The organism is Candidatus Mycobacterium methanotrophicum, assembly GCF_023515995.1.
In the GTDB taxonomy this organism is placed as follows: Bacteria; Actinomycetota; Actinomycetes; order Mycobacteriales; family Mycobacteriaceae; genus Mycobacterium; species Mycobacterium methanotrophicum.
Window position 1 is genome coordinate 1,503,190 of sequence record NZ_CP097320.1, and the last position, 20,877, is coordinate 1,524,066.

Sequence of the window (20,877 nt, forward strand, 5' to 3'; positions counted from 1 at the left end):
ATTCGTCTAAGCTGCTGACGCATTCCAGAGCGCTGTGTAACATGTGTACACATGAGTACTCATAGTTTGCGGGATCTTCGTGGCAACCTGGGAGCGGTTGTGCGGGCGGTGGCCTCGACAAGCGAAGAAGCCATCATCACCGACAGTGGTACCGAGGTCGCGGTAATCATCAGCTTGGCCGACTATGAGCGGTTGCATGAGCACGCTGATGTCGTCGACGCGCTTCGGCTGCGCGCGCTGCGGGCCGACTCGTTTCGCGCGGTGCCTCTGGCAGAGATGCTCGATGAGCTCGGTGTCGACGCGGACGCGTTCGCGGCCGGATGAGAATCTCGTTCCACCCTGACGTGCTCAAGCAGTTACAGCGACTCCCTCGTGCCGAGTTGGAAGCAGCTCTGCAGGTGGTCATTGGTCTGTCCCGCCAACCGCGACCGGTCAACGCGAAGAAATTCGTTGGGAGCCAGCGTGATTGGCGTGTGCGCTTCGGCCAATATCGGGTGGTGTACTCCATCGACGATGCTGCCGGCGAGGTAACGGTGTTCAACGTGGCCAAGCGCAGCGACGCCTACCGGTGAGAAGTTGCGTTGGTTCGGCAGCTAGTGCGACGCGCTCGGTGGCTGCAATCGGACACCACCGAGACCGCGGTTGTCGAAAAGCCCGCCGACGAGCACGAGCACGCCCGGCCACTCACCAACAGGTGTAGCCGCCGTCGATCACGATGTCGGAACCGGTCATATAGCTCGACGCGTCGCTGGCGAGACATAGGTATATGCCGACGAGTTCCTCCGGCCGGCCCAAACGTCCGAGCGGGATCTTGGGTTCCCACAACCGGCGGTATTCGGCGTATGGCTCAACCAGTTCAGTCAGGATGTAGCCCGGGCTGACGCTGTTGACCCGGATGTTGTGAGGTGCGAACTCCACAGCCATAGCCTTGGTCAGTTGGATGACTGCTGACTTCGAGGCGCAGTAGTGGCCTACTGGCTGCGGGGTGTTGATGATGTGGCCCGACATCGATGCCGTATTGATGATGGTGCCAGCGCGTTGCTGGACGACCATGGCCTTCGCCGCGGCCTGTGCGGTGAGGAAAACACCGTTGACGTTGGTGTTCTGGATGCTCTGAAACTCCGCCAGCGGCATGTCCAGCAGGCTGTTGAGGGCGATGATCCCGGCGTTGCACACCGCTATGTCGACCCCGCCCAGCTCATCGGTGACGCGGTTCAGCATGGTGGCCACCTGCTCGGGCTGGGTGACATCACAGGGGATGGGTACCGCCGTGCCGCCAGCGGCAATAATTTCCGCGGCCACGTCCTGTAGCGGCTCATCATGGCGGGCTGCGATCGCCACCGCAGCCCCGGCTTGCGCGTAGGCCAGCGCCACTTGCTTGCCGATACCGCTGGAGGCGCCCGTTACGAGCGCGTTCTTGCCATGCAGCTCAAATAGACTGGCTACGTTCACTTCCGCTCACAACCCTTCCCCGCGGTCCACGGGAACTGTATCGCTGCCGGATCCCACGCCGGATGGTGTTTCTGTCTCAGTCCTGCAGGGCAAAGGCACGCGGTGGGATGCACTCGCGTGTAACAGCATTTGGTTAGCCGGGCGGGATGCATCTGTCTCGGTATCGGCGTGTCGCTGGCGTGACATACAGCCACGCACGAGTACCGATATCCTGGACATCCGACATTGAAGTCGTCCAACTGATTCACTCGAGACCACGGTTGTGCGCTCGCCGATAACGATAGGGATGACGCATGAGCATGGCATACCTGGCGCAACCGAAGCAGCAGCAGCAGTTGGAATGGCTCGACGGCGGCACGCTGGCGATCTTGCTCGACGGTAAGGCCACCGATGGCCAGTTGATGATCGGACGCTTCGATGTCAGCGAGGGCGAAGCACCCCCGTATCACAAACACACGCGTGAGGATGAGGTCTTCATGCTGATCAAGGAGTCGGCGTTGCTCTGGTGCGACGACCAGGAGATGGAGCTATCGGAGGGCGGTATCGTCTTCTTGCCCAAGAACATTCCGCACGCATACCGCATCACGTCTAAGACAGCAGATCTGCTCATGATCAACACCCCGGCGGGAATCGAGGGTATGTTCCGCTACGCCGGTCGCGACAAAGCAACTCCGCGCCCGGACGGTTTCGAAATCTCGCCCGCGCGGATGGCCGAGGGAGCGGAAAAGTTCGGACAGGTCATCCTTGGCCCCCCGCGCTGACCTCGCCAGGCGTCGGCGGCTGTAATCCGACACCACCGCGACCGCGGTGGTCGACAAGCCCGCCGACTCTCATTACAGCAGCGTTCGCGGGTCGAACACGACGCGGACCCGTTGCGCCCGGCTGTCTTTCACGCTGCACCAATTCACCACGGGCACCGGTTCGCCGTCCTTTGGATGAAGGTTGAACCACGTCAGCACGTCGCGATCATCAGCCAACATCTTCTCGACCGTGATGTCGTCGAGCATCTGGGCGAAGCCGGCAAGTTGCTTGACGTAGTCGTCGGCGCCGCTGGCCGCGCCCGTCGGTCCGGAAAACGTCACGTCGTCGGCGAGGATCGCGCGCAGGCCGTCGAAGTCCTTGCGCTTCCAGCTATCGAGCTGGCAGGTTCGTTTAACGCGTCAGCTGCCGGGAGGAAGGCTAGAACTCGTTACGGTCGAGCTCAGCGTGGACGTGACGGTCGAGGTACTCGTGACCGTGCTCGTGCTGATGTTCGTGGACGGCGGTTGCACCGCAACGGTGGTGGTGATGGTGGGGATGGTAGTTGTCGTCGTGGAAGAGGTGCTGGTGGCCGCAGCAATCACACCGCATGCCAGCCGTTTTCCCGATTCACCGGTAGGGTTGCTGCCCAGGTTGTCCGCGTTTTGCTGAATGACCAGTGCGGTACCTGTGCTTGTTCTCAGGTCCGCGGCCGTGAACAAGTTGCTGGTGGTGACGAGTTTCGCCGAGCCGTCGGAGGGTACTTCCAATGCGGTCAGCTCGCCGCTGGCGGGATAACCGGTGTGATCCGGTGCCTGGTAGACGGCTCCGGCGGAAGCGAAGTCTCCGGCCTGAGCTCCCGTCGGCGATTTCGTGTCCTTCAACTGCGTAGGCATCCGCTCTGCGCCGGCAGGCTGTGGCGTAGACGTAGCGGGCTGGGTGCCCTGCTGGTCGGTGCATGCGCCCAACGGCGCGACGGCCGCAGCCAGCATCGCGACCGCAAAGCCAAAACCAGTCTTCATGGGCTGGCATTACCCGAACGAGACAATGCAAAAACCGGTTTCACGTGCTGGATACGTTACTGCGGGTGGGTCGCCAGATAGTCCTCGACGGGAATCGGTGACGTCGCGGCGTAGCCGATGGGAAGTAACACGTCGCCGGCGCTGGTGACGTAATACACGTCCCATCGGTAATAGCCGGCAAACGCAGCGGGGTCGGCCGCAAGCACTGCCGCGTACTGGTCGACCGCCCGTACGTATGCGTCTGAATGGTTGTACCGGCGGATGGCCTGATCACGATCGTTGGCAAAGCCATTAGCGGCGAGGTAGCGGCTGGCCGCCATGATGCTGTCGCGGGGGGAGCCGATGTCGCCGCCCTCGCCGTAAGCGGCGAACGTCGACGGCAAGAACTGCATGGGGCCTTGCGCGCCGGCGGTGCTGAGGCCCTGGATGCTGCCGAAGCGCGTCTCGATCAGATTTATCGCGGCCAGGTAGTTCCACCCAACGCCAGAGGCCGACTCCGCCTGGTGGTAGTAGCTCAGCAGCTGGTCCGCTGGGGTCGGAGGCTCGATGTGCCACGGCGGCAGCGTGTTCTTCGCGGGCGTCATCGCCGCAAGCTGTCGACGGGCGTCGACATTGCGGTCGTAGACGTCGAGCAGCGAGGGTGCAATCCGCGCTCGCGTTATCGCGTCCCACTCGGGGTGCCGCCCGATCGCGCGATAGGCCGCCTGCTGGCGGTGTGCGGCCGTCACCAGTGCTGCCTCCGGCGTCGACGGGTCGCGCAGCGCAAGTTCGTTGGCGACAAGGTCGTCGGCCAACTGTGCAGGATCTGACGCCAGCTGCGGCTGCGCGCCCGCGGGGATTATGGCGGGTCTCGCCGGCCCTGTCGCGGGCAACGCCGGCGCGGTTGAGCCGGCCACCCTCGTTGTGGTTGGTGGTGTCGTCGGCTCTGCGCAGCCGGCGAGCGCGAACACGGTCATGGCGAGTACAAGCGCCGCGCCGCGCTCTCGGTTAAGACTCACGGTGTTCACTCCTCGAGACTGAAACTACCGTGAATGCTCTCGGCGTGTCTTCGCGGCGGTTTAGGTGTCGCGGCGCCGCCTTCGACGAGCCAGCGTCGAGTTCGTCGACCTATTCCGCGGCCGGCCTTGTCTGCTTGGCGCCTAGGCGGTGCGGCGGATACCGCGTGGCCTACCGATCTGAGGCTTGAGCAGTAGCTCGCGTTCTGCTTCCGACAGGCCGCCCCAGATGCCGTACGGCTCACCAACTTCAAGGGCATGCGCGCGGCATTGCGCCATCACCGGGCATTGGCGGCACATCTCCTTGGCGCGCCGCTCACGCTGCAGGCGGGCCCGACCGCGCTCACCGTCCGGATGGAAGAACACCGACGAATCCACTCCGCGGCAAAGGCCTTGCAATTGCCAGTCCCAAATATCGGCATTAGGACCTGGTAGCTGCTCCGGCTGTGGCATTGAAGTCCCTCTCTACACGCCATGTTTCTGGCCAGTTTCCGAACAGGTAACTCGTCAACTGAGTCGAGTGGGTCGTCGGTGACTACTCGTCGGCACTAAAGGTAGGGGGCCTAGGGAAATCTCGTCAACACGCGGTAATCTACCGAATGCTCAAAGAAGGCTTCACAATTTACCCGGCGTTCATCGACGCGATGAGACTGCTGGGCTAAGCGTTCATGGGGGCAGGGGGTTACGTGTGATCGTCCCAGCTCGCGGCTGCCCCACCGGAAATCGCCGTAAAGCTGATCAGCGTCAGTTTTAATGCCGGCGTAACTCACAAAGCATCAAGTTTTAACTTCCGCACGCCTGCGATCTCGATGACTTATGGTCCGACAATCGAGTCCGAGCTTATCGCTACCGCCTTCGGGAATCAGCCCGAGCGTTGGCCGCTGCCGTCGGCGGACACACCGCCTCAGCTGTGGTTACGCGCGGTCGGCGCCGGCGGACAGGGCCGCTACGCCAGCGCTCGCAACGATCTCGCGTCGCTACTGCGTAGCGCGCCGGGCGATCGGCTTGCCTCCCTGGCGCACAGCACCCAGGCCTCATTTCTGCGCCAGCTGGGCTGGCATCGGTTGGCCCGCAGCTGGGATGGACGCGCGTTGGCACTGGCCGGTACCGACGAAGAGGCCGTTGGCGATGCGCTGATCGGGCTGGCGGCCGACGCGCTGGGCGTCGGCCGGCTGGCCGCCGCGGCGACGTTGTTGAGCCGGGCAGAACCGATCGTGGCGCAAGCGCCGCAGCACCGGCTGTCGATACGCCGAGCGTGGGTCGCCGCGGAGCTGGCGATGGCGGCCGGCGATGGTGCTGCGGCGGTGCGCCACGCCGAGGACGCCGTCGAGCTGGCGGCGACCACGGTCTCTGCGCGCCACCGCGCCAAAAGCGACGTGGTGTTGGCCGCCGCGCTGTGCAGCGCCGGTGGCGTAGACCGGGCCCGCACACTCGGTGCGGCGACGCTGGAGCTCGCCGGCCGGTTGGGCTTGGTGCCGTTGCGCTGGGCGGTGGCCTGCCTGCTGGTCGACTTGTTCGAGCCGGGAAGCGCGACCCGATCGATCGACGAGCTGCGCGGTCTTCGCGACGAGTCCGCTCGCCAGGTGCAGCACTGGGGCGGCGCCTGGCGCCCGCGCTAACGCCGCAGACACTGCGCCGGAGAGCAAATGATCGCGCTTGGCCGATGGGATGAGGCGCAGGGCAAGCTGGAGGCGGTCAGGAACCGGGGGCAGACCGTCAAGGACGTCGAGCGCAAACAGGATCTGATCGACAAGGTGAACCTGCTGTATGCCAGGGTCGCCAGCCGTGATCCCGACGCGGCGCCGACGCGCAGCTCTGGTTAGCGGCGTCCGTGAAATCCTTCGGAATCCGAGGTCGCCTCATTGAGTGAGGCGTCGGCGTATCCCCGGCAGTAATCCCAGGTGACGTAGGCGTCGGGCTCGGGGTCATAGGCCGGCTCGTGTGGACGTACAGTGCCGTCGACCAACAGCTGCAGCAGGTTTGCGCGCAACATGTCCCAGTCGTGATAGTGGTCCTGCTGGCACTCGTCACAACACACCACCAGGCCGCGAAGGCCCTTGTGCGCCAACAGAGCCTCGTACACCGCGAGGTCGGCCAGGTCAGCCTCGACGGCCATCCGCTCCTGTGGGTCAAGCGGTTGGGCGGGCTCGACGGCGTCTAGCGCCGCCGACGGATCAGACGGGTCGTCGGCAAATGGATCGGGCGGCAAACCCGGCGGGAGGTAGTCGCGCACGACTCCACATTACGCAGCCGGGCAGGCATCACGCCAGCGCTACACCACCAGCTGCCATCCCGCTTCTCGTCCCGCCGCTGCCGCGGCGCGCATCGTCGCCGGGCGGCGAGCCGATAGGATGAGAGCCTCACTCCGCATGCGCATAAGAGGGCCCTGCAATGTCATCTGGCTTGTCCCGTCTTGAAAACAGCGACCACCTCATTGTCGAACCGTACGTCCGCACCGGTGGCTTCGCCGACGACCCGGTGCCCACCGGAGGTGACGATCCGCACAAAGTCGCGATGCTGGGATTGACCTTTGACGACGTCCTGCTGCTGCCCGCAGCCTCCGATGTGGTGCCCGCCAGCGCGGATACTTCCAGCCAACTGACCAAGAAGATTCGGCTCAAAGTGCCGTTGGTCAGCTCTGCGATGGACACCGTCACCGAGTCGCGGATGGCGATCGCGATGGCCCGAGCCGGTGGGATGGGCGTGCTGCACCGCAACCTGTCCGTCAGCGAACAGGCCGGCCAGGTCGAGATGGTGAAGCGGTCGGAGGCGGGCATGGTCACCGACCCGGTCACCTGCCGGCCGGACAACACACTGGCCGAGGTCGACGCGATGTGCGCGAAATTCCGGATCTCCGGGCTGCCGGTGGTCGACTCGCTGGGCTCCCTTGTTGGGATCATCACCAACCGGGACATGCGCTTCGAGGTTGACCAGTCCAAGTCTGTCGCGGAGGTGATGACCAAGGCTCCGCTGATCACCGCCCAGGAGGGCGTCAGCGCCGACGCCGCGCTGGGCCTGCTGCGCCGCCACAAGATCGAGAAGCTGCCGGTCGTCGACGGTCACGGCCGACTGACCGGGCTGATCACCGTCAAGGACTTCGTCAAGACCGAACAGCACCCGCTGGCCACCAAGGACAGCGACGGCCGGCTGCTGGTCGGGGCCGCCGTCGGGATCGGCGACGACGCCTGGGTGCGGGCCATGACCCTGGTCGACGCAGGGGTGGACGTTTTGGTTGTCGACACCGCGCACGCACACAATCGGCTGGTGCTGGACATGGTCGGCAAGCTCAAGGCCGAGGTCGGCGATCGGATCGAGGTGGTCGGCGGCAACGTCGCCACCAGATCGGGAGCCGCGGCGCTGGTCGAGGCCGGCGCCGATGCGGTCAAAGTCGGCGTGGGCCCGGGGTCGATCTGCACTACCCGAGTGGTGGCCGGAGTCGGGGCGCCGCAGATCACCGCGATCCTCGAAGCGGTCGCGGTCTGCCGCCCTGCGGGTGTGCCGGTGATCGCCGACGGTGGGCTGCAGTACTCCGGTGACATCGCCAAGGCGCTGGCCGCAGGCGCGTCGACGGCAATGCTGGGCTCGCTGCTGGCCGGAACCGCCGAGGCGCCCGGCGAGCTGATCTTCGTCAGCGGCGAGCAGTACAAGAGCTATCGCGGCATGGGATCGCTGGGCGCCATGCAGGGAAGAGGAGTTTCAGGGCAAGCAGCCAAGTCGTACTCCAAGGACCGCTACTTCCAAGACGACGCGCTCTCCGAGGACAAGCTGGTGCCCGAGGGCATCGAGGGCCGGGTGCCGTTCCGCGGGCCGTTGTCGTCGGTGATCCACCAGCTCACGGGGGGGTTGCGCGCAGCGATGGGCTACACCGGGTCGAACACCATCGAGGCCCTGCAGCAGGCGCAGTTTGTCCGGATCACCGCGGCCGGCCTGAAGGAAAGCCACCCGCACGACATCACCATGACCGCCGAAGCGCCCAACTACTACGTGCGGTGACGTGGCAGGGGTACCCGAACGGCGTCGAGGTCGACGTTTTGCAGGTCGGTTCTCGGGTTTTTGCCGCAAAAAGCCGATCTCGCGAAAGAATCGAGGCTGACCGCTCATGCGTAACATGGTCGAGATCGGCATGGGCCGAACGGCAAGACGCACTTACGAACTCGAAGACGTCCACATCGTGCCGTCGCGGCGCACCCGCTCCTCGCAGGACGTGTCTACGGCGTGGCAGCTCGACGCGTACCGGTTCGAGGTCCCCGTCATCGCCCATCCGACCGATGCGCTGGTGTCGCCGGAGTTCGCCGTCGAGCTCGGTCGGCTCGGCGGCCTGGGAGTACTCAACGGCGAAGGGCTGATCGGCCGCCACGCCGACGTGGCCGCCAAGATCGCTGAGGTCACCGAGGCGGCCGCCAAAGAACCCGAACCGTCGGCGGCCATCCGGCTGCTGCAGCAGCTCCATGCCGCGCCGCTGGACCCCGAGTTACTCGCGACCGCGGTGGCCCGCATCCGCGACGCCGGCGTGACCACTGCGGTGCGGGTGAGTCCGCAGAACGCTCAGGCGTTGACGCCGGGGCTGGTCGCCGCGGGCGTCGACTTGCTGGTCATCCAAGGCTCGATCGTCTCCGCCGAACGCGTCGCCAGCGACGGCGAGCCGCTCAACCTCAAGACCTTCATCTCCGAACTCGACGTCCCGGTGGTGGCCGGCGGCGTGCTCGACCATCGCACGGCGCTGCACCTGATGCGCACCGGGGCGGCCGGCGTCATCGTCGGTTACGGCTCGACCAGGGGCGTGACCACCAGCGACGAGGTACTCGGGATCAGCGTGCCGATGGCCACCGCGATCGCCGACGCCGCCGCGGCCCGGCGCGAATACCTCGACGAGACGGGCGGCCGCTACGTGCACGTGCTCGCCGACGGGGATATCCACACCTCCGGCGACCTGGCCAAGGCCATCGCCTGCGGTGCCGACGCGGTGGTGCTGGGCACCCCGCTCGCCGAGGCGGCCGAGGCGCTCGGCGACGGCTGGTTCTGGCCGGCCGCCGCTGCCCACCCATCGCTGCCCCGCGGCGCGCTACTGCAGATCGCCATCGGCGAGCGGCCGCCGCTGCGCCAGGTGATCGACGGGCCGTCCGACGACCCGTTCGGCTCGCTGAACCTGGTCGGCGGGCTGCGCCGCTCGATGGCCAAGGCCGGGTACTGCGACCTGAAGGAATTCCAGAAGGTCGGCCTGGCCGTTGGAAGCTGAGGCCAGCTAATCTCCGCCGAGCAGACATAGAATCGCGTTACCGAAGGGGCTCTCGTGCGATTCTGCGTCTGCTCACCGTAGGCTGGCCAAGTGGAACCGGACTACGACGTCCTGATCATCGGGTCGGGCTTCGGGGGCAGCATCACCGCGCTGCGGCTGACCGAAAAGGGTTACCGGGTCGGCGTGCTCGAGGCCGGTCGCCGCTTTGCCGACGAGGACTTCGCCAAGACCTCCTGGAACCTGCGCAAGTTCCTGTGGGCGCCTCAACTGGGCTGCTACGGCATCCAGCGCATCCATCTGCTGCAGAACTGCATGATCCTGGCCGGCGCGGGCGTCGGCGGTGGATCGCTGAACTACGCCAACACGCTCTATGTCCCGCCGGATCCGTTCTTCAACGACCCGCAGTGGTCGCACATCACCAATTGGCGCGCGGAGTTGATGCCGCACTACCGGCAGGCCCAACGCATGCTGGGCGTGGTGGAGAACCCGACGTTCACCGACGCCGACCGTGTGGTCAAGGAAGTCGCTGACGACCTGGGTTGCGGCGACACGTTCGTGCCGACCCCGGTCGGGGTGTTCTTCGGTCCGAACGGAACCAAGACACCCGGCAAGACGGTGCCCGACCCGTACTTCGGCGGCGTCGGCCCCGCCCGGACCGGCTGCCTGGAATGCGGATCCTGCATGACCGGCTGCCGCTACGGCGCCAAGAACACGCTGTTGAAGAACTACCTCGGCCTCGCGGAATCGGCTGGGGCGCAGATACATCCGATGACCACCGTCACCAAGTTTGCGCAGCGGCCCGACGGGATGTGGGCGGTTCACACCAAGCACACCGGCCGCTTGGTGCGCCGCAAGACGCGTACGTTCACCGCGAATCATCTGGTGCTGGCCGCCGGCACGTACAACACCCAAAAGCTGCTGTTCAAGATGCGTGATACCGGCAAGCTGCCCACGCTGTCCGAAAAGCTGGGTGTGCTGACCCGTACCAACTCCGAATCGATCGTCGGCGCGGGGCGTCTGCAGGTCCGCCCCGACCTCGACCTGACTCATGGCGTGGCGATCACATCGTCGATCCACCCGACGGCGGACACCCACATCGAGCCGGTCCGTTACGGCAAGGGCTCCAACGCCATGGGGCTGCTGCAGACGCTGATGACCGACGGCCCAGGCCCCGAGGGTACCGACGTGCCGCGCTGGAAGCAGTTGCTGCACAACGCCGGCGAAGATCCCCGTGGCACGTTGCGGCTGCTCAACCCGCGGCGGTGGAGCGAGCGCACGGTGATCGCGCTGGTGATGCAGCATCTGGACAACTCGATCACCACGTTCACCAAACGCGGCAGGCTGGGACGACGCCGCTACGTCAGCAAGCAGGGCCACGGCGAGCCGAACCCGACGTGGATTCCGGTCGGCAACGACGTCACCCGTCGCATCGCCGCCAAGATCGACGGGGTGGCCGGCGGCACCTGGGGCGAGCTGTTCAACATCCCATTGACCGCGCACTTCCTGGGCGGCGCGGTGATCGGCGAGGACCCCGAACAAGGCGTGATCGACCCGTACCACCGGGTGTACAACTATCCGACCTTGTCGGTGGTCGACGGTGCGGCGATATCCGCGAACCTCGGCGTCAACCCGTCACTGTCAATTTCAGCGCAGGCCGAGCGGGCCGCGTCGTTGTGGCCCAACAAGGGTGAAAACGATCTGCGGCCGCCCCAGGGCGAACCGTATCGACGGCTAGACCCGATCGCGCCGCGGCATCCGGTGGTGCCGGCCGATGCGCCTGGCGCACTGCGCTGGGCGTCCTCGGCGACGCCAAGCGATGCGCGGCAGCGCCGTGTCAGCCCCGGACCCCTCAGCTCCGTTGGCTGACCGCACCTTTCGGCGACGCGAGGCCGCTGTGTCGGTGCATCGGCTCGCGGCCCGGCGGCTGCGGCGGTCGCGGCAGCAACGGCTCACGGCGCGTCAGCGCAACGGTCGAGGGCTCGCTGGTGGTCAAAATGAGATCCTCGCCGGCGTGGCGGAACTTCAGCTCACCGTCGGGCCCGTCCCGCAGCGTGTAGGTGACCTCGTCGTGGGTCACCGAGACGGTCAACCGGTGTCCCTGCCAGATCAACCGGAAGCACAGCCGCGCGAAACTGTCCGGCAGCTGCGGGTCAAGCGACAGGATCCCCTCGTCGTCGCGCAGGCCACCGAATCCGCCGACCAGCGCCGTCCATGCGCCGGCCAATGAGGCCATGTGCAGCCCGTCGCGGGTGTTCAAATGCAGGTCACGCAGGTCGATCAGCGCCGCCTCGAAGGCATAGTCATGTGCGAGCTCCAGGTGGCCCACCTCGGCGCACATCACCGCCTGGGTGCAGGCCGACAGCGACGAGTCGCGCACCATGCGCCGCTCGTAGTAGTCGACGTTGCGCGCCTTCTGTTCGGGCGTGAATGCGTGGCTTTGCCACTGCATCGCCAAAACCAGGTCGGCTTGCTTGATGACCTGCGCGGGATAGAGCCGTACATAGGGCTCGTGCAGCAACAACGGATAGCTGTGTCTGTTTTCGAAGTCCCACTCCGCAAAGGTGGTGAAACCTTCGCATTGCTGGTGTACGCCCAGTTCCTCGTCGTACGGAATGTTTGCCGCATGGGCCGCATCCCGCCAGGCAGCGGTTTCCTCGGTGCTAACGCCTAACTCGCGGGCCTTCTCGGGATGCCGGGCGCACGCTTCGGCGGCCACCTGGAGGTTGTGTGCCGCCATCAGATTCGTGAAGACATTGTCGCGCACGATTGCGGTGTACTCGTCGGGACCGGTCACCCCGTCGAGGTGCCAGACGCCGTGCCGGTCGTGGTGGCCGAGGGAGCGCCAGAGCCGAGCAGTTTCAATGAGTACTTCAAGCCCGCACTCCTCCTCCAGAGACTGATCGCCGGTGACGATGCGGTAGCGCTCGAACGCTATTGCGATGTCGGCGTTGATGTGGAAGGCCGCCGTGCCGGCCGGCCAGTAGCCGGAGCATTCCTGACCGTGAATTGTCCGCCACGGAAACGCCGCACCTTCCAGGCCGAGCTCGGCCGCGCGCTCCTTGGCCACATGCAGCGTCGATGCCCGCCACCGCAGCGCATCGGCGACCGCATGGGGCGCGGTGTAGGTCAGGACGGGAAGGACGAATCCTTCGGTGTCCCAGAAGATGTGGCCGTCGTAGCCGGTGCCGGTGAGGCCCTTGCTGGCAATTCCGCGGCGTTCGGCCCTCGCGCTTGACTGCAAAAGGTGGAACAGCCCGAACCGCACCGCCTGCTGGATCACCGGGTCGCCCTCGACCTCTACGTCTGCGCTGTCCCAGAAGTTGTCGAGGTATTCGCGCTGGGCGTCCACCAGGCCCTGCCACCCGCTGTACTTCGCGCCGGCCAGTGCGCCGGCGGCTTGATCGCGCAGGGCGGGTCGAGAGCGCAGGCTCGACCAGCCATACGCCAGGTATTTCACGATGCGCAGCTTTTGGCCGGGGCGCAGCCCGCAGATCACTGTGGTGCGGGCCAAGTCCGCGTGAGCTTCGGTCTGCACCTCGACCCGCCCCGGAACATCGATGTCGTGATCCATCCCGGCCGACATCATCAGCCCGCTGGCCCTGGTGCGGTGCATCAGCACTACGCGGTTTTCGGTGGTCTCGTGGTCGACCGGCTCCAGTGGCTTGTCCAGCACGGCCGAAACCCGGGGGTCGTTGGAGGTTGCGGGCTGACCCTCATTGCTGACAAGCTCGGATTGCACTGTGACGCGGACGAATTCATCAACCGCCTCGACCACGTATTCGATGGCTGCGACGCTGCGGTGGGCCAGCGACACCAGCCGTGTGGAGATCAACTTCACCTCTCGGCCCGCCGGCGAACGCCAGTGCACGCGGCGGACCAGCGTTCCGGCGCGCAGGTCGAGAATCCGCTCGTGGTCGAGCAGGTGGCCGTATCGGACGTCGAACAGCTCGTCGTTGACCATCAGGCGCAACAGCTTGCCGTTGGTGACGTCGACGACCGTCTGCCCGGCTTCCGGATAGCCGAACCCCGCCTCCGCGTACGGCAGTGGCCGGACCTCGAAGAAGGAGTTGAGGTAGGTGCCGGGCAGGCCGTGCGGTTCACCCTCATCGAAGTTGCCGCGCAGTCCGATGTGCCCGTTGGACAACGCAAACAGCGACTCGGATTGGGCCAACAGCTTCAAGTCGAGGCGGGTTTCGCGGACCTGCCAGGGTTCGACGGGGAAAGCTTCTTGGGTGATCATGATGGCGGCCTAGAGCAGTTCGGCAAGGTCGGTGACGACGACGTCGGCGCCATGGCGCTTGAGGTCCGCGGCTTGGCCCACCCGATCGACGCCCACCACAAATCCGAAGTTCCCGGCCCGACCGGCCTCGACACCGGACAGGGCGTCCTCGAACACGGCCGCCTCGCCGGCGGGCACGTCCAGCAGCTGTGCGGCCCGCAAGAACGAGTCGGGCGCCGGCTTGCCCGCGAGGTGTTCCTCGCGCAGTGTTACGCCGTCGACACGCTGGGAGATGAAGTGGTCGAGTCCGGTCATTTCCAGCACCTCGCGCGTGTTGGCGCTGGACGACACCACGGCCGCGGCGGCACCGGCGGCGGCCACCGCCTCCAGATACCGCCGCGAGCCGTCGAATACCTCGACGCCGTCGTCCTGCAGCGTCTTCTGGAAGGCATCGTTCTTGCGGTTGCCCAACCCGTAGATGGTGTCGGCGTCCGCAGGATCGTCGGGGTTGCCGTCGGGAAGTTCGATGCCGCGGCTGGCCAGAAATGAGCGGACCCCGTCTTCGCGTTTCTTGCCGTCCACGTATTGCCGGTAGTCGGTCGCGGGATCGAACGCGACGAACTGCTCGCCGGTCTTTTCGGCCCGTGCCCGCAAGAACGCGTCGAACACGGCTTTCCACGCCTTGGTGTGGACACTGGCGGTGTCGGTGAGGACACCGTCGAGGTCGAACAAACAGGCGCGCACTGAATCGGGCAGACCCAGCACGGCGAACCTCGCTTCCTTAACTGATCGGCAACGGATCGGGCCGCTAACACTTCAATCATGCATGCTGCCGGGCCGACGGCCTTTTTGCGGGTCCCGGTGGTCACCACGACCGCGTTGACCATGCGCATCGGCGGACACATCGCCATCACGGTAACCCGGGACGTGACCCGACGCCCGGGGGCAAAGCAAAATGGCCGTAGACAGCTCGCAAGCCTGCAGCGGAGCGCCGCCGCTCTCGGCGGTTGTCACGAACCGTGCGCCAGCACCTCGTCCACCGACCCCTGGTCGTTGGCATGCGTGCCGTGCTTGCATGCGATCACCCGGCCGTCGGAACCGATGAGAAAATCGGCGGGCAATCCCAGCCGGCCGCCGGCCGGGTGCAAATTCGTTGTCGGCTTGTCACCTCGGGCGCCCGTAATACTTTGCCGCACCACCGAAAACACCGTGGGCGCCACCGCGCGCGGATCGACCACGGCGAACGGCAGGCCGTCGACATAGCGGCGCAACTCCTCGGCGGTCGAGTGGAACACACCACGACTTCGCGGATACCGGCATCGGCGATTTCGTCGTGGCGGCGCACGATCGACTGCAGGTGAAGATTGCAGATGGGGCAGCCGGCGAAGCGGCGGAACTGCGGATGGACCAGCCGATCGGGATCGGGAACCGGAACCGGGTGGCCGGAGACGCTGACCAGTTCACACTGGGCGATGACGCTTCCAAGGCCGATCATGGCGGGCTTGCTCATCGCTCGTGCTCCTTGCCTGGCGACGAGGCACGGTTCGGCCGGGATTCATTGTCCCCCGGTCACTAGACTGGCCCGGTGCCATCCGCTTCGCCCCGTCCTGTGCTGGTCGTCGATTTCGGTGCGCAATATGCGCAGTTGATCGCCCGCAGGGTGCGCGAGGCCCGGGTGTACTCCGAAGTGATCCCGCACACCGCTTCGATCGACGAGATCAAAGCCCGTGACCCGCAGGCGGTGGTGCTCTCCGGCGGGCCGGCCAGCGTGTACACCGAGGGCGCGCCACACCTGGACCCGGCATTGTTCGACCTGGGCGTGCCGGTGTTCGGCATCTGCTACGGATTTCAGGCGATGGCGCAGGCGCTTGGCGGCACCGTCGCGCGCACCGGCACCAGCGAGTACGGCCGGACCGAACTGAAAGTCGCTGGCGGCGAATTGCATTCGGATCTGCCTGAGACGCAGCCGGTCTGGATGAGTCACGGTGACGCCGTCACCTCCGCCCCGGACGGCTTTGCCGTGGTGGCCACCAGCGCCGGTTCAGCGGTGGCCGCCTTCGAGAACCGGTCGCGGCGGCTGGCCGGCGTGCAGTACCACCCCGAAGTCGTGCACACCCCGCATGGACAACAGGTGCTCAGCCGGTTCCTGCACGAATTCGCCGGCATCGCACCGGATTGGACGCCGGCCGGCATCGCCGGCGTGCTGATCGAGCAGGTGCGCAACCAGGTTGGCGACGGCCATGCGATCTGCGGACTATCCGGTGGGGTGGATTCCGCGGTGGCCGCCGCGCTGGTGCAACGTGCCATCGGGGAGCGGCTGACCTGTGTGTTCGTCGACCACGGCCTGCTGCGCGCCGGCGAGCGCGCGCAGGTGCAGCGTGACTTCGTCGCCGCGACCGGCGCCAACCTGGTGACCGTCGACGCGGCCACGACGTTCCTCGAGGCGCTGTCCGGAGTGACCAATCCCGAGGGCAAGCGCAAGATTATCGGGCGGCAGTTCATCCGCGCGTTCGAAGCTGCCGTGCGGGATGCGTTGGGAGACAAAAATATTGAGTTCCTCGTGCAGGGTACGCTGTATCCCGACGTGGTGGAGTCCGGTGGCGGCAGCGGTGCGGCGAACATCAAGAGCCACCACAATGTCGGCGGCCTACCCGACGACCTGAAGTTCAAACTCGTCGAGCCGCTGCGGCTGCTGTTCAAGGACGAGGTGCGCGCAGTCGGGCGTGAGTTGGGCCTGCCGGAGGAAATCGTTGCACGCCAGCCCTTTCCGGGTCCGGGTTTGGCGATCCGGATCGTCGGTGAGGTCACCGCGGCGCGACTCGAAACGCTGCGGCGGGCAGATTCGATTGCGCGCGAGGAGTTGACGGCTGCGGGTTTGGATCAGCAGATCTGGCAGTGCCCGGTGGTGCTGCTGGCCGACATCCGGTCGGTCGGTGTGCAAGGCGACGGTCGCACCTACGGACACCCGATCGTGTTGCGGCCGGTGTCCAGTGAGGACGCCATGACTGCGGACTGGACACGGGTGCCCTATGAGGTGCTGGAACGGATCTCCACCCGGATCACCAACGAGGTCGCCGAGGTCAACCGGGTGGTGCTGGATGTCACCAGCAAGCCGCCCGGCACCATCGAGTGGGAATAGCCCGGCGGCGTGAGGAGGAGTCGGGCAGCGGGAATAGCGACGCTTCCGGATTTCATTGACATTGCGGACATTGCGCTCACGGTTGTGCTGGGGCGCCTGACCACAGCCATGGCGGCAATCGCAACGTGACGCTGCTGTCTTTCAATCGAAGTTTGCTGGGTGGACGCCGCTTGACGTTTGTCGGCGGGCGGGTGTTGACTGATCATATCGAACATATGTTCGAGTATCAGGAGTAACATCTGTGACACCAGGAGGTGGCGATGACGGCGGTCCTCGCCTCCGAGCAGCCCCGCCACAGCCGTACTGAGCAGCTACAACAGCTGCGCCGCCAGATGGCGGCGGTGTCCGGGAAGGTGGGTGCCGGACACCGCGGTCACACCGGCCCGGACGACCTGCTACCGGAGTCGGAGACCAAGCTGCCGATCCCGCAGTTGCTGACCAAGTTGTTGCCGGTGCTGCCGACGCTGTTGCCACGGGGAACAGTGGCGGTGCTGTCGGGGGCCCGGTCGCTGCCGCTGAGCATGGTGGCCGCGGTGACGGCCGCAGGCGGAAACGCAGCCATTGTCGGCCAGCCGGATATCGGGCTGTTGGCCGCCGTGGAAATGGGCGCGGATCTAAGCCGGCTTGCGGTAATCCCGGATCCTGGCTCCGATCCGGTCGAGGTGGCTGCGGTGCTCATGGACGGAATGGACCTGGTCGTGCTGGCTCTGGGCGGGCGCTCGGTGCCACAGACCCGGGCGCGGGCGGTGGTGGCCCGCGCTCACCAAAAAGGCTGCACGCTGCTGATCACCGATGGTGACTGGCAGGGGGCATCGATACGTCTAGAGGCTCGGGTCTGCGGCTATGAGACCACGGCGAGTAAGCCCGGTTTCGGACGGATCAGCAAGGTGCGGCTCGACATATGTGCCAGGGGCCGCGCAATCGGACGGATGCGAACCGGATAGTGACGTGGCCTCTCGAGTACTGGCGATTTGGTGTATGGACTGGCCGGCGGTCGCCGCGGCGGCAGCCGCTGAGCTGCCCGCGACCGCTCCGGTCGCCGTCACGCTGGCCAACCGGGTGATCGCCTGCTCATCGGCCGCCCGTTCGGCGGGGGTGCGGCGAGGGTTGCGGCGACGAGAGGCGGCGGCCCGCTGTCCGCAATTGCATGTCGTGGCTGCCGACCCCGACCGCGACGCCCGCTTCTTCGAAGGGGTTATCGCGGCGGTGGACGATCTGGTGCCCCGCGCCGAGGTGCTGCGACCCGGGCTCGTGGTGTTGCCGGTGCGCGGGGCGGCCCGCTTTTTCGGGTCCGAACAGCGGGCCGCCGAGCGGCTGACCGACGCAGTGGCCGCCGCCGGCGCAGAATGTCAGGTCGGGATCGCCGACCAGCTCTCCACCGCCGTCTTCGCCGCCCGCGCCGGTCGTGTCGTCGAACCGGGAGCAGACGCGCGGTTCCTGTCGGTGCTGTCGATCCGGCGACTCGCCACCGAGCCCAGCCTGTCCGGCCCCGGCCGGGATGAGCTGGCGGATCTGCTGTGGCGGATGGGAATTCGGACCATCGGACAGTTCGCCGCATTGCCGCGCACCGACGTGGCTTCCCGGTTCGGCGCCGACGCGGTAAGCGCGCACCGGTTCGCCCGCGGTGAGCCGGAACGCGGACCGTCCGGGCGAGAGCCGCCGGCCGAACTCGACGCCGTGCTGGACTGCGATCCACCGATCGATCGGGTTGACGCCGCTGCATTCGCCGGGCGCTCCCTGGCTGCCACGTTGCATCAAACCTTGATGGCCGCCGGGGTGGGATGCACTCGGCTGGCCATACACGCCCTCACCGAGGCCGGTGAAGAGCTGAGCCGGGTTTGGCGATGCGCCGAGCCGTTGACTGAGGATGCCACCGCCGACCGGGTGCGCTGGCAGCTGGACGGGTGGTTGAACAAGCGGACCATCGAAGACCGGCCGACCGCACCGGTGACCCTGCTACGGCTGCAGGCGGTGGAGGTGGTATCGGCCGGGGCGCTGCAGTTACCGCTGTGGGGTGGTCTCGGTGAAGAAGACAGGATGCGGGCCCGTCGAGCGCTGGTACGGGTGCAGGGCCTGCTCGGCCCGGAGGCAGTGCAGGTACCCGTGCTCAGTGGCGGTCGAGGGCCCGCCGAGCGCATCACGTTGACGCCGCTGGGCGACGAGTCGGTGCCACGGGCCGATCCGGGTCTGCCGTGGCCCGGTCGACTGCCCGAGCCGTCGCCGACAGTGCTGCTCGACGATCCGGTGGAATTGCTTGATGCTCAAGGCAACCCGATACGCGTGACCGGCCGCGGGCTGTTCTCCGCCGATCCGGCGCGGCTGACTGCCCGCGGCCGTGACGACCGGCTGCGCTGGTGGGCCGGACCGTGGCCGGTCGACGAACGCTGGTGGGACAACCGGCCTGGGGACGGAACGGGGCGCAGTCGCACCGTTCGCGCACAGGTCTTGCTGGAGAGCGAACGGGCGTTTCTGCTGTGCTACCGCCAGCGGCGGTGGTATCTGGAGGGAAGCTATGAATAAGCTTGTGCTCCAGCGTATTCGACCCGCTGCAACGCCTCGGGCGTCAAATCCTTCAGCGAGGGATACCCGTCGACAGCCAGGATCAGGTCGGCTTCGGCCAGCAGGGAGCGCAGCACATGCACGATCCCGTCGACACCACCGAGCGCCAGGCCGTAGGCGTAGGGGCGGCCGATGCCCACCGCGGTCGCGCCCGTATCGCCGAGTTCGGCCGCAACGTCTTCCATCGGGTCGGACGTGAGTGTCCCCACGAAAAACGGCACACCCGTGCGGGCGGACGCCCGTGCCGCGGCCAGGTCGCCGTGGCCTCCAGGTCGGCGAACTTGATGGGATAGGGCGGCTGCCGGCCGGCGTATACCCACCGCCTAACAGCGAGCTGAACACCGCGGGGCGGCCCTATCGCGGCACACGTCCTGCAACCGGCACCGCGCGGCCCGACGATAATTCCCCGTTTACCGTCCGCGAGCAACGCGTATTCTCGAACTGCATGTGGCGCAAGCTCTTTTGCCAGAGCCGGTTTTTCTTCCGTCGTCCCCCAATTAGCGCCGCCAGGTAGCCCGATCCGAGGCATACCCGATTTGAGTTGCGGGTGCGTCGGGTACACCTACGCCGGCACCCCCGTTGTCACCGTGGTGCAATCAACGGTGGCCGCCGTCCTCGCCGGCGCCGACGCCCTACAACCGCCGGCGCGGTGGGCCCAGATGCAGCACGCCGTCCGCAACCTGGGCAAGCCAGGAGTGGTCGGCGAGGCGATTTCGGCGGTTGACATCGCGCTGTGGGACCTGCGTGCTCGCCTGTTGGACGAACCACTGGTCATTGCGCTCGGCGCCGTGCACGATGCCACGCCCCTCTATGGCAGCGGCGGGTTTACCTCATACGACAACGACACCCTGCGCGCGCAGCTGTGTGGCTGGGTCGGGGCGGGCATTCCCCGGGTCAAGGTCAAAGTCGGCCGCGACCCGGATGCCGACATCGACCGGATCCAGGCCGCCCGGTCGGCGATCGGTGACGACGTCGAATTGTTCGTCGACGCCAACGGCGCCTACAACCGCAAGCAAGCGCTGCTGTGGGCCGAGCGCTTCGCCCAGTACGACGTGCGCTGGTTCGAAGAACCGGTGACCTCCGATGACCTCGACGGCCTGCGCCAGCTGTCCGAGCAGGGCCCGGCCGGCATGGACATCGCTGCCGGTGAGTACGGATACCACCTGCCTTATTTCCAGCGCATGCTGGCCGCTGGCGCGGTCGACTGCTTGCAGGCCGACGTCACCCGAGCCCTTGGCATCACCGGTTGTCCTCAAGGTCGCCGCACTGTGCGACGCCCGCGGCATGGACCTTTCGCTGGTCTGCGCTCCGCAGATCAGCGGTCAGATCGGAACCGCCGTCTGGCATCTGCGTCATCTGGAGTATTTCCATGACCACGTGCGGATCGAGGGGTTGGCGTTCGACGGCGCAATCGATCCCGAGCCGGGGGGCCTGCTACGCCCAGACCGGACGTCACCCGGGCACGGGTTGACGGTCAAAGACGCTGACCTCGACTGTTTTCGGGTCGCCTGACGCGT

21 protein-coding genes and 2 pseudogenes are annotated in these 20,877 nt (G+C 66.4%); 13 read left to right on the forward strand and 10 right to left on the reverse strand.

Translation table 11 applies throughout. The features are described from left to right. The first annotated feature begins 51 nt into the window (after nucleotides 1-51). Nucleotides 52-324: a type II toxin-antitoxin system Phd/YefM family antitoxin gene (locus M5I08_RS08135; RefSeq protein WP_219067483.1), complete on the forward strand. Its 273-nt coding sequence runs from the start codon at nucleotides 52-54 to the stop codon at nucleotides 322-324. Beyond that, entirely contained in the window at nucleotides 321-572 is a 252-nt protein-coding gene (locus M5I08_RS08140; RefSeq protein ID WP_219067484.1) for a type II toxin-antitoxin system RelE family toxin, read from the forward strand. The genes M5I08_RS08135 and M5I08_RS08140 overlap by 4 nt, the downstream gene beginning before the upstream one ends. A gap of 112 nt (nucleotides 573-684) precedes the next feature. On the opposite strand, the gene M5I08_RS08145 is transcribed toward M5I08_RS08140, so the two are convergent. Next, nucleotides 685-1,452, reverse strand: a complete 768-nt coding sequence (locus M5I08_RS08145) for an SDR family oxidoreductase (RefSeq protein ID WP_219067485.1) — start codon at nucleotides 1,450-1,452, stop codon at nucleotides 685-687. Nucleotides 1,453-1,745: 293 nt separating this feature from the next. Between M5I08_RS08145 and M5I08_RS08150 the strand changes: the two genes are divergently transcribed. Further along, on the forward strand, nucleotides 1,746-2,213 hold the full coding sequence (locus M5I08_RS08150; protein WP_219067486.1) for a cupin domain-containing protein: 468 nt from the start codon (nucleotides 1,746-1,748) through the stop codon (nucleotides 2,211-2,213). 72 nt (nucleotides 2,214-2,285) lie between these two features. On the opposite strand, the gene M5I08_RS08155 is transcribed toward M5I08_RS08150, so the two are convergent. From M5I08_RS08155 to M5I08_RS08170, 4 genes are all read right to left on the reverse strand, one after another. Beyond that, complete coding sequence (locus M5I08_RS08155; protein ID WP_249763199.1) at nucleotides 2,286-2,534, reverse strand: nuclear transport factor 2-like protein; 249 nt, start codon at nucleotides 2,532-2,534, stop codon at nucleotides 2,286-2,288. A gap of 78 nt (nucleotides 2,535-2,612) precedes the next feature. Continuing rightward, the gene (locus M5I08_RS08160; RefSeq protein ID WP_219067487.1) at nucleotides 2,613-3,212 is read right to left on the reverse strand and encodes a superoxide dismutase family protein; all 600 of its coding nucleotides are present in this window, start codon (nucleotides 3,210-3,212) and stop codon (nucleotides 2,613-2,615) included. A 56-nt stretch (nucleotides 3,213-3,268) separates the two neighbouring features. Further along, a complete protein-coding gene (locus M5I08_RS08165) occupies nucleotides 3,269-4,168 on the reverse strand; it encodes a lytic transglycosylase domain-containing protein (protein ID WP_219067509.1) in 900 nt (299 codons plus the stop codon). Nucleotides 4,169-4,351: 183 nt separating this feature from the next. After that, the gene (locus M5I08_RS08170) at nucleotides 4,352-4,660 is read right to left on the reverse strand and encodes a WhiB family transcriptional regulator (protein ID WP_219067488.1); all 309 of its coding nucleotides are present in this window, start codon (nucleotides 4,658-4,660) and stop codon (nucleotides 4,352-4,354) included. A 356-nt stretch (nucleotides 4,661-5,016) separates the two neighbouring features. Between M5I08_RS08170 and M5I08_RS08175 the strand changes: the two genes are divergently transcribed. Both M5I08_RS08175 and M5I08_RS08180 read left to right on the forward strand, forming a co-directional pair. Then, nucleotides 5,017-5,826, forward strand: a complete 810-nt coding sequence (locus tag M5I08_RS08175) for a serine/threonine-protein kinase (RefSeq protein ID WP_219067489.1) — start codon at nucleotides 5,017-5,019, stop codon at nucleotides 5,824-5,826. Nucleotides 5,827-5,853: 27 nt separating this feature from the next. Next, the gene (locus M5I08_RS08180) at nucleotides 5,854-6,030 is read left to right on the forward strand and encodes a hypothetical protein (protein ID WP_219067490.1); all 177 of its coding nucleotides are present in this window, start codon (nucleotides 5,854-5,856) and stop codon (nucleotides 6,028-6,030) included. Here M5I08_RS08180 and M5I08_RS08185 read toward each other — a convergent pair. Continuing rightward, nucleotides 6,027-6,440 carry a DUF5319 domain-containing protein gene (locus M5I08_RS08185; RefSeq protein ID WP_219067491.1) on the reverse strand — a complete coding sequence of 138 codons (414 nt, stop codon included), beginning with the start codon at nucleotides 6,438-6,440 and terminating at the stop codon, nucleotides 6,027-6,029. The genes M5I08_RS08180 and M5I08_RS08185 overlap by 4 nt on opposite strands. A gap of 158 nt (nucleotides 6,441-6,598) precedes the next feature. Between M5I08_RS08185 and guaB the strand changes: the two genes are divergently transcribed. From guaB to M5I08_RS08200, 3 genes are all read left to right on the forward strand, one after another. Next, nucleotides 6,599-8,200 (forward strand): IMP dehydrogenase, encoded by a 1,602-nt coding sequence (gene guaB / locus M5I08_RS08190; RefSeq protein WP_219067492.1) that lies wholly within the window; start codon nucleotides 6,599-6,601, stop codon nucleotides 8,198-8,200. A 115-nt stretch (nucleotides 8,201-8,315) separates the two neighbouring features. Then, a complete protein-coding gene (locus M5I08_RS08195; protein WP_219067510.1) occupies nucleotides 8,316-9,443 on the forward strand; it encodes a GuaB3 family IMP dehydrogenase-related protein in 1,128 nt (375 codons plus the stop codon). Between the two features lie 90 nt (nucleotides 9,444-9,533). Further along, complete coding sequence (locus M5I08_RS08200; RefSeq protein ID WP_219067493.1) at nucleotides 9,534-11,309, forward strand: GMC family oxidoreductase N-terminal domain-containing protein; 1,776 nt, start codon at nucleotides 9,534-9,536, stop codon at nucleotides 11,307-11,309. On the opposite strand, the gene M5I08_RS08205 is transcribed toward M5I08_RS08200, so the two are convergent. From M5I08_RS08205 to M5I08_RS08215, 3 genes and pseudogenes are all read right to left on the reverse strand, one after another. Further along, entirely contained in the window at nucleotides 11,293-13,683 is a 2,391-nt protein-coding gene (locus tag M5I08_RS08205) for a glycoside hydrolase family 65 protein (RefSeq protein WP_219067494.1), read from the reverse strand. The genes M5I08_RS08200 and M5I08_RS08205 overlap by 17 nt on opposite strands. Before the next feature lie 9 nt (nucleotides 13,684-13,692). After that, complete coding sequence (locus M5I08_RS08210) at nucleotides 13,693-14,463, reverse strand: beta-phosphoglucomutase family hydrolase (RefSeq protein WP_249763325.1); 771 nt, start codon at nucleotides 14,461-14,463, stop codon at nucleotides 13,693-13,695. Nucleotides 14,464-14,672: 209 nt separating this feature from the next. After that, a pseudogene (locus tag M5I08_RS08215) lies at nucleotides 14,673-15,157 on the reverse strand (thioredoxin domain-containing protein). A gap of 90 nt (nucleotides 15,158-15,247) precedes the next feature. On the opposite strand from M5I08_RS08215, the gene guaA reads away from it, so the two are divergent. From guaA to M5I08_RS08230, 3 genes are all read left to right on the forward strand, one after another. Continuing rightward, a complete protein-coding gene (gene guaA / locus M5I08_RS08220; protein WP_219067496.1) occupies nucleotides 15,248-16,801 on the forward strand; it encodes a glutamine-hydrolyzing GMP synthase in 1,554 nt (517 codons plus the stop codon). Between the two features lie 260 nt (nucleotides 16,802-17,061). Continuing rightward, nucleotides 17,062-17,745, forward strand: a complete 684-nt coding sequence (gene imuA' / locus M5I08_RS08225) for a DnaE2-dependent mutagenesis accessory factor ImuA' (protein ID WP_219067497.1) — start codon at nucleotides 17,062-17,064, stop codon at nucleotides 17,743-17,745. Nucleotides 17,746-17,779: 34 nt separating this feature from the next. Further along, on the forward strand, nucleotides 17,780-19,321 hold the full coding sequence (locus M5I08_RS08230; protein ID WP_219067498.1) for a DNA polymerase Y family protein: 1,542 nt from the start codon (nucleotides 17,780-17,782) through the stop codon (nucleotides 19,319-19,321). Here the strand turns inward: M5I08_RS08230 and M5I08_RS08235 are convergent. After that, nucleotides 19,312-19,512, reverse strand: a pseudogene (locus M5I08_RS08235) (alpha-hydroxy-acid oxidizing protein); the annotation flags it as partial. The gene M5I08_RS08230 and the pseudogene M5I08_RS08235 sit on opposite strands and share 10 nt — an antisense overlap. A gap of 384 nt (nucleotides 19,513-19,896) precedes the next feature. Here M5I08_RS08235 and M5I08_RS08240 point away from each other — a divergent pair. Together M5I08_RS08240 and M5I08_RS27435 are read left to right on the forward strand one after the other, a co-directional pair. Beyond that, nucleotides 19,897-20,733: an enolase C-terminal domain-like protein gene (locus M5I08_RS08240; RefSeq protein ID WP_249763200.1), complete on the forward strand. Its 837-nt coding sequence runs from the start codon at nucleotides 19,897-19,899 to the stop codon at nucleotides 20,731-20,733. Then, on the forward strand, nucleotides 20,645-20,872 hold the full coding sequence (locus tag M5I08_RS27435; protein ID WP_502213840.1) for a hypothetical protein: 228 nt from the start codon (nucleotides 20,645-20,647) through the stop codon (nucleotides 20,870-20,872). Before M5I08_RS08240 ends, M5I08_RS27435 begins: the two co-directional genes overlap by 89 nt. The last annotated feature ends 5 nt before the right edge of the window (nucleotides 20,873-20,877 follow it).